Source organism: Streptococcus hillyeri, from assembly GCF_003686955.1.
In the GTDB taxonomy this organism is placed as follows: Bacteria; Bacillota; Bacilli; order Lactobacillales; family Streptococcaceae; genus Streptococcus; species Streptococcus hillyeri.
In genome coordinates this window covers 1-8,655 of sequence record NZ_RCVM01000036.1, presented here as the reverse complement: position 1 = coordinate 8,655, position 8,655 = coordinate 1, and the positions used below count along the sequence as shown (strand labels likewise).

The following is an 8,655-nucleotide window of genomic DNA, read 5'->3' as shown; positions in this document are numbered from 1 at the left end:
ATGAGTCTGCGTCGTAAGAAATATGCCCTAAGTCTGTCCTTTGACAAGTATTTAAAACAATTGCTTTAGGGCAAAAAACTTTCAACACTTGCAAAATGGAAATAGAAGATTTCATGCGTTTGTCGTGTGACATCTACACTTCTTGAAAACATCCAAGTATCACACATCCAAATGTTCAAAACTGTTCTGATATTAAATCGCCAAAAAAGCTAGACGAATCTAGCTCTTCTAATTTATAAAGATTTACGGTAAGTTTCCATTTCTGATTTATTACCCCAAACAAAGTGTCCTGGTTTGATTTCAACCATTTCTGGTTTATCAACAGAATAATCGTGCATTTCTGGGTCGTAAGTAACCAATTCTTTTTGACGTTCCAAAATAGGATCTGGAATAGGGACCGCCGACAAGAGTGATTTTGTATAAGGGTGAATTGGATTCGTAAACAACTCCTCAGTTTCAGCCACTTCGACAATAATACCCTTATGGATAACAGCAATACGGTCAGAAATAAAACGAACCACCGATAGGTCATGAGCGATAAAGAGGTAAGTCAAACCTAACTCACGCTGGAATTGTTTCAGAAGATTCAAAACCTGCGCGCGCACCGATACATCAAGTGCAGAGATTGGTTCATCCGCAATAACAAACTCAGGTTGCATAACCAAAGCACGTGCAATACCAATACGTTGACGTTGTCCACCCGAGAATTCATGTGGATAACGTGTTAAGTGTTCAGGTAAAAGTCCAACATGGGTAATCATGTCACGAACCTTCTGCTGACGCTCTTCTTCATTTGCAAAAAGGTTAAAGTTATAAAGACCTTCCGAAATGATGTAATCTACCGTCGCACGTTCATTCAAACTTGCCGCTGGATCTTGGAAAATCATCTGAATACGCTTAATCACTTCTTTTTTATCAGAACGAGAAAGTTTTCCGTTGATTTTTTTACCATCGAAGATAATATCTCCGCTACTTGTATCGTTTAAACCAATGATGGCACGTCCAATTGTGGTTTTTCCTGAACCTGATTCACCAACAAGAGAGAACGTTTCCCCTTTATTGATAAAGAAGTTGGCATTTTTAACAGCTACAAATTTCTTTTTCCCTTCACCGAAGGAAATTTCTAAATCTTTAATTTCAACTAATTTTTCAGTCATTTCCTTCTCCTATTTCAACATTTTACGAGAAATTTTCTCATGAAGATTTTGGATAACTTCTGGTTTTTCAACTTTGGGAGCCTCTGGATGGAGCAACCAAGTTTTAGCCCAGTGGTGATCCGAAACTTTAAATTTAGGTGCCGGTTCTTCAAAGTCAATCTGCATTGCATATTCAGAACGAAGAGCAAATGCATCTCCTTTTATAGGCGCGTAGAGTGACGGAGGAGTTCCCGGGATAGAGAATAACTCACCAGACTCTGTTGCCAACTGAGGTAGCGAAGATAAAAGGCTCCATGTATAAGGATGACGTGGGTCATAAAAAATATCTTCAACTGTACCAAACTCAACAATTTCACCAGCATACATTACCGCAACCTTGTCAGCGATAGAGGCAACGACACCGAGGTCATGCGTGATAAAGATAGTTGTGAAATTATATTCTTTTTGAAGAGACTTCAAAAGATCAATAATTTGAGCCTGAATCGTCACATCAAGAGCCGTTGTCGGTTCATCACAGATAAGCACATCTGGACGACAGGCAAGAGCAATTGCGATAACGATACGTTGACGCATCCCTCCTGAATACTGGAACGGATAATCATTGAAACGTTTTTCCGCATTTGGGATACCAACTTTATTCATGTAGTCTATGGAGAGTTCGCGAGCTTCTTCTTTCGAAACTCCTTGATGCTTGATGATGACTTCTGAAATTTGAGCACCGATTGTTTTAATCGGATTAAGACTGGTCATTGGATCTTGGAAAATCGTCGCAATTTTTGAACCACGAATTTTTTCCCAGTCCGAATGTGAATTAATACTTGTTAAATCTTGACCACGATAAGTGATTTTTCCAGAAGCAACACGACCATTTGACTCTAGCATACCTGTAAAAGTTTTCGTTAAAACAGATTTCCCCGAACCTGATTCACCAACAAGAGCGAGAACTTCACCTTCTACAAGCTCTAAAGATACACTACGGATTGCTGTCAAAACACGGTCACGGACATCAAATTCCACGACCACATCTTCGGCTGATAAAATTACATTTTTAGTTTCTGTCATGTTATCTCCTTATCTGTGAGTACGTGGGTCACTGGCATCCGCCAAGTTTTGCCCAACAATGTAAAGCGGTAAGGACACCAATACTAAAGCTGTAAGTGGAATCCAGAATAAATAGGCATTGTTAGTCAAGTATTTTGAGTAGTTTGAAATTAAACGACCTAACGACGGTGTTGAAATTGGCAAACCAATACCAAAATAAGACAAGAAAGCCTCAGACGAAATATATCCTGGTAAACTTTGAGAAACCATAGTCATGATAATTGATACCAATTGTGGCAAAAGATTTTTCACCGCAATTTTCATAGGAGGTGTCCCCAAGGTCTGACTGGCAAGGTTATATTCAAGGTCACGATAACGCAAAATTTGAGTACGCATAGTAAATGCAGGTCCAATCCAACCCGTCAAAGTGAAGGCTAAAATAAGATTCCAGAAACCAGCCCCCAAAGCATAGGTTAAAACAATTGTAATCAGCATACTTGGAATGTTTGAGATAACATTATATATCTCAAGCATAATCTTATCAAAACTTTTAGAAACACCCCAAAAGGCACCTACAACAATACCGATAGCCATATTGATAACCGTTGCCAATACCGAAATCAAGAGCGAGTTTCTAGCACCATACCAGACCCCATCAAAAAGTGACTGACCATTTTTATCAGTACCAAACCAATATTGAGCATTTGGCCAAATGTAGCGTTTTGAGAAGTCATTAATGTCACTAACATCTCGGAAATCATAGCTAGAAAACATTGGATAAATAAAACTCATCAAAAGAACTGCAATCAAGATAATCAACATTGGTAATGTTGATTTCTTCGCAAAAAACTGTCGAAATACAGATTTCCAGTAAGAATAGGCCGGTGTATTAATAACCTCGGAGGCATTATCATCACGAGCCACAAATTGGAACTTAGATTTATCAATAGTTGACATTATTTGCCTCCTTTCTTAGTCGATAACTTAATACGTGGGTCAACAAGAGCCATTAACAAATCTCCTGCAAAGAGTGAGAAGATAGACAATGTAGTAAAGATGAAAGTCAATCCAACTACCATAGCATTATTTGAAGCACGGATAGAATCAATCAACATTTTACCCATACCAGGGACGATAAATACTGTTTCAGTTAGTGTCGCACCTGCAATTGTCAACACGATTGCCCCTGGAATGCCATGAACAACAGGAACCATGGCATTTTTAAATAAATGTGAACGATAAATTTCACCTTCCGATAAGCCTTTGGCACGAGCAAAACGCATCCAATCAGAATTTTGCAAATCCACTAGATAACGACGGAACCAAATAGCAAGTCCTGGAACACTCAAAAGCCCCAATACAATACTTGGCAAGAGGTATGAACGTACATCAGACGCCCCCAACAATGGGAAATTATCCGGAAGCCCGAGATGACCTCCAACAAAGCGAATAACATAAATCAAAGCAATCGATGGCACCGCTAAAACAAAAGTCATCAAAGAAGTAGACATAGAATCAAACCAAGTTGACTTGAAACGAGCCATGAAAAGTCCTAGAGGTAGACCTAATACGTAAGCAATAAAAATACCTGTCAAACCAATGCGAGCAGAGTTCGCAATCATTGATGGATCAGTATAACGAACTTTTGTAGCAGTATAATTATCCCCCTTACCAAAGTTTGCAACAGCTATATCATCTGCCTTGCTAGGATTTTGGTAAGTGCGGCTATAAATATCAACAGAAGACTTTTTAGTTACTCCTGTCGGGAAAGTAACATCTTGAGTTAGGGCTTTACCTTGTCCTTGTGTGATAACCTGAAGAACAGGGATACCACTAAAGGTCGGATAAGAATTACCAAGGTTAAAAGTGATAAAGTTTTGATGAATATATGGGAACTGGTTATTCACATAAACAAGATATTTATGCTTAGTACCAGAGCCAACAACTGACCAGCCAATCGCTGGATCATTTTCAACACGGATATAACGTTCTAAATCTGGATTTTCCTTATCTTTAATTTTCCAAGGATGGTCAATCACAACAAGGTTTGAGAAGAAATTCCATAGACGTTCATAAATCGGAATTTTACGAGTGGCATAAGCCTTACCGCTCTCTGTGAAGTTATGAAGCTCCCAACCATTTCCTACAGAAGCGATATATTCTTCGTAGATTTTCTGATTAGACTCAGTTGCTTCAGAAGTAACTCCCGAATCTATAGTTTTAGCCTTATTAACCAATTCCTTTGTATTATAGTACTGGATATAGCCCATACGTTCAAAAACCGTATTGACATAGTTATCCTTTTTATCTGGTGTTGTCGACATCTTATTATACAAAGGGTCTTGGTTAAAAATAAGTCGTGTCGGAACCAGTGTGTAGACAACCGTATAAGTTACAACCATAACCATAAAAATAGAAAATAACGATCGTAACGTACGAGTAAAGAGATATTTTTTCATTCGTTCCCCCAACAGTTCAAAAGAACTTCCTCAAGAAACGAGAAAGTTCTGATTGAACAACGTTTTATTTAGCTACGTGATCTGCAAGAGCTTTCTGTGCTTCTGCATTTGACTTAGCTTTTTCTTCAAGCCAAGCAGCCTTCGCTTTGTCATATTGTTTAGCTGTTACAGGCTCTTCTTGGAGCTTGATGCCTTTATAAACATCTGAACCTTTAACACCTGATACAGAGTAGCGACCTGAGAATGGTACTGCTTTAGATACACGTGGTGTACCACCAAGTGAGATTAGTGGAATAACGACAGCTTGATCAAGTAATTTCGCTTCTGCTTTTGCTTGTGCTGTAAAACGAGCATCAAGATCATCAATAATAGCATTTGCCGCTGTAAGATCAGCAGTAAAGGTATCAAGTCCAAGAGCTTTAGCGATATCTTGGTTCTTACCTGGCATTACACCAATTTTTTGAGCATTTGCTCCATTTTCAACATTGAAAATGTCTAGGTATGAACGTGGGTCAGCATAGTCTGGTCCCCAACCTGAGATTGTCAAGTCATAGTCTTGTTGTGAAACATCCTCAGCATAGTAAGTTGAGTTAAGGTATGTGTCATTATCAAGTTCAATAATATTAAGTTGCACATTCTCTTTTCCAAGTGATGCCTCAATAGATTGTTTCATTGATTGTGCACGTTGTACAGCAACAGTATCTGCTTGGTCCACTGGGAAATCAAGTTGGATTGGGTAAGTGACCTCGCTGCCAAGAGCCTCTTTTGCTTTAGCAAACTCAGCTTTAGCTTTGTCAGCATTGTAAAGACCATCTTGCGCATCATCTAATTTAACATCTTTCCATTCATCGCCGATAGATGCTAATTCTTTTTGAACGACTTGTCCGTAAGATTCTTCACCAATAGACACAAATGTTGGTGCTGTCAACATGCTACGAAGAGCTTTTTCTCTAGCATCTTCACCCGCACGTTGGGCATTCCATGAACCACGGTCAAAGGCAAATGTAATTGCTTGACGGAAATCTTGGTTAAGAAGAGCCTTCTTAGTTGACTCTTGAGCAGCTGCATCTTTCTTAGAATTCGTGAAGTTAGAACGATTTGTGTTGATTGATGCAAAGTAAGTGGTTGTATCCTGCATACCATAAGTGATAGCATCCGGATATTTCTTCTTAGCATCCGCATAAGTCGGATCGTTAGGGTTAAGGGTCGCTACGTTATAGGCACCCTTATCAAAGTTAGTATAAAGGGAACCGATATCTTCACCATCAAAATATGTCAATTTCACTTCGTCAAGAGTAAGGTTATCTACATCCCAGTAAGCATCATTTTTCGTAAATGACATTGAGGTTTTAGCTGTATATTCACTTAAGAAATATGCACCATTGACAAGGATTGATGATGGGTCAGTTGAACCAAAATCTTTACCTTTTGACTCAAGGAACTTAGCATTAACCGGGAACATGATTGAGTAAGTTGTCTTTGAATTCCAGTATGGTTCTGGAGCGTTCAAAGTGTACTGAACGGTACGTTCATCAAGGGCTTTGATACCAACTTCTTCAAATTTTACTTTACCTTCTTTGTACTCATTCAAATTTTTGATTGAATCTTGGATGACGTAAAGTGATTCTGAATCTTTATCAATCGCGTGTTTAAGACCTGTTACAAAGTCTTCGGCAACAACTGGTGCGTACTCTTCACCATCTGAAGTGTACCATGACACACCTTCACGCAATGTGTAAGTATATGTCAAACCATCTTCCGATACTTTCCAGTCTTCTGCAAGAGATGGTACCAAGTTACCATATTTATCATTTTCCAAAAGACCATCAACCATTTGTGTTACAAGCGCTGAAGTCGCAGATTGGTTAGTCAAAATATAGTCCAAAGATTTTGGATCTGATGCATATACATAGTTATAAACTTTTGAAGCTCCCTCAGATTTAGGTGCCGAAGAGTTTCCTCCACAAGCTGCAAGCACTGCTGCTGATACAAGAGTTACTCCAGCAAGGGCTAATAATTTACCTTTATTTTTCATAAAAGCTACCTCTATAAATTTCTTTTCTTAACCGACCGTCTCGTCGTGTTATTAGAAACCATTATATCATAAATTTTTCTTAAATAAAGCAATTTGTCAGAAAATTTGGTATATTTTTTTATTTTTTTGTGCTTAGGTTTGAATTTTCAGATATTTTCACAAATATTTCATCTTTTTTCTATATTTGTTAGGACAATTTTTGGTCATTTGTCTACAATTTACACAAAAACAGTCTCTTACGAGACTGTCTGTTAATCGGTTTCAACAATAAAGTTCGTTAAAATACCATTAATGAATTTTGCAGATGTATGGTCTGAATATTTTTTAGCAATATCAATGATTTCATTTACCACAACACGACCCGGCGTGTCTTCATATTGCATTTCATAGAGGGCTAAACGCAGTAAAATTTTGTCATTAAGCGTCAATCTCTCCAAACTCCATCCTTTTTTGAGGTGCTCTGCTATTTTTTCATCCAAATCCTTTTGATGATCCCAAACTCCTTTAATCAAATTAAGGAGAAATACTGGTACATCTTCGTCAGATTCTTCATGTTTGTCATAGCGATAAGCATTTTCACCAGCCTGTAGGAGGTCTCCGCCAAACTCAAGGCTAAAGAGAGCTTGGAAGGCACGCTCACGGATATCTCGACGAGAATGTTTTAATTTATCAGTCATCGAGGAAATCCTCATCAAAAAGAGCTTTTACGTCTGGTTTTGGTCTTTTGGCAGGAACCATTTTAACAACGTGAACATTAACGGTATCAATTGTCACTTCTGCCATATCATAAACTGCAGTTTTTACAGCTTGTTGAATCGCCATAGAAACAGCAGGAACATTAATACCGTATTGTAACTGGACATAGATGTCTGCTGATACAGTACCGTCTTCTGAAGTGTTTAGATAGACACCACGCCCTAGCGATGTTTTACTCAAGGTGTCTGCAACTGCTTTATTATGAAGGGAATGCACCCCCTCAACAGTTGTCGCTGCAATGCCAGTAATCACTTCAAGCACGCGCGGAGAAATAACGATTTCACCAATTGTTGCTGTTGACATATTCTTCTTTCCTTTCTAGGAGTTTTATATTTTTGATATTATTTCTGAAAGGGCACACATTGTAGTGCCACCAACCACTTGAAAACTTGTCTCAAAAAGAGAATTGCTTAAAAGCGTTAAATCCTATCAAAAAGATTAAGCACGTGATACGTAAGTACCTTCTGCTGTATTGATAACTAATTTTTGACCTGCTTCAATAAAGTCTGGAACGTTTACCACAAGTCCTGTTTCCATTGTTGCTGGTTTACCAGATCCTGTCACAGTTGCACCTTTGATTGAAGGTTGTGTTTCAGCAACTGTTAGTTCAACTGTTGTTGGTACAGTAACTCCGATTACTTCTGTTCCGTAGAATTGAATTTTAACATCAGCATTTTCCAAGATGTAAAGCAATTCATTTTCAACGTTTGCCACTGGAATTTCATATTGATCGTAAGTTTCAGTATTCATGAAATAAGCTGTGTCATCCATTTTGTAAAGGTACTGAGCTGGAACTGTCTCAATGATCGCTTGCTCAAATTTTTCATCTGGACGGTAAGTTGTATCAAATGTTGAACCTGTACGAACATCACGAAGCTTCATACGCATGATTGTGTTCCCTTTACCAGGTTTGTGGTGGCTTGCTTCAAGAACTTTAATCAATTTACCTTCTGTTTCAAATGTCATACCTGCTTTAAGCTTACTTGCTTCAATCATTAGTGAATTACCTCTTTATTTTCAATTTTTATCACTTCATTTTAGCATAAAAGCTAGTATTACTCAAGATTTTTATCAGAACTGCACGACAAACGCATGAAATCTTCTATTTCCATTTTGCAAGTGTTGAAAGTTTTTTGCCCTAAAGCAATTGTTTTAAATACTTGTCAAAGGACAGACTTAGGGCATATTTCTTACGACGCAGACTCAT

General features: G+C 38.2%; 8 protein-coding genes. All 8 read right to left on the bottom strand.

Annotated features, from left to right (window positions below):
• Positions 1-233 precede the first annotated feature (233 nt).
• The gene (locus tag EAF07_RS10285; protein ID WP_121836457.1) at positions 234-1,157 is read right to left on the bottom strand and encodes an ATP-binding cassette domain-containing protein; all 924 of its coding nucleotides are present in this window, start codon (positions 1,155-1,157) and stop codon (positions 234-236) included.
• Between the two features lie 9 nt (positions 1,158-1,166).
• Positions 1,167-2,219, bottom strand: a complete 1,053-nt coding sequence (locus EAF07_RS10280; RefSeq protein WP_121836456.1) for an ABC transporter ATP-binding protein — start codon at positions 2,217-2,219, stop codon at positions 1,167-1,169.
• Between the two features lie 9 nt (positions 2,220-2,228).
• The gene (gene oppC / locus EAF07_RS10275) at positions 2,229-3,155 is read right to left on the bottom strand and encodes an oligopeptide ABC transporter permease OppC (protein ID WP_121836455.1); all 927 of its coding nucleotides are present in this window, start codon (positions 3,153-3,155) and stop codon (positions 2,229-2,231) included.
• Complete coding sequence (locus tag EAF07_RS10270) at positions 3,155-4,657, bottom strand: ABC transporter permease (protein ID WP_121836454.1); 1,503 nt, start codon at positions 4,655-4,657, stop codon at positions 3,155-3,157. Before EAF07_RS10270 ends, oppC begins: the two co-directional genes overlap by 1 nt.
• A 64-nt stretch (positions 4,658-4,721) precedes the next feature.
• Positions 4,722-6,692, bottom strand: a complete 1,971-nt coding sequence (locus tag EAF07_RS10265) for a peptide ABC transporter substrate-binding protein (protein ID WP_121836453.1) — start codon at positions 6,690-6,692, stop codon at positions 4,722-4,724.
• A 251-nt stretch (positions 6,693-6,943) separates the two neighbouring features.
• On the bottom strand, positions 6,944-7,369 hold the full coding sequence (gene nusB, locus EAF07_RS10260) for a transcription antitermination factor NusB (protein ID WP_121836452.1): 426 nt from the start codon (positions 7,367-7,369) through the stop codon (positions 6,944-6,946).
• Complete coding sequence (locus EAF07_RS10255; RefSeq protein ID WP_121836451.1) at positions 7,362-7,751, bottom strand: Asp23/Gls24 family envelope stress response protein; 390 nt, start codon at positions 7,749-7,751, stop codon at positions 7,362-7,364. The genes nusB and EAF07_RS10255 overlap by 8 nt, the downstream gene beginning before the upstream one ends.
• 135 nt (positions 7,752-7,886) lie before the next feature.
• Positions 7,887-8,444: an elongation factor P gene (gene efp / locus EAF07_RS10250; protein ID WP_121836450.1), complete on the bottom strand. Its 558-nt coding sequence runs from the start codon at positions 8,442-8,444 to the stop codon at positions 7,887-7,889.
• Between the last annotated feature and the right edge of the window lie 211 nt (positions 8,445-8,655).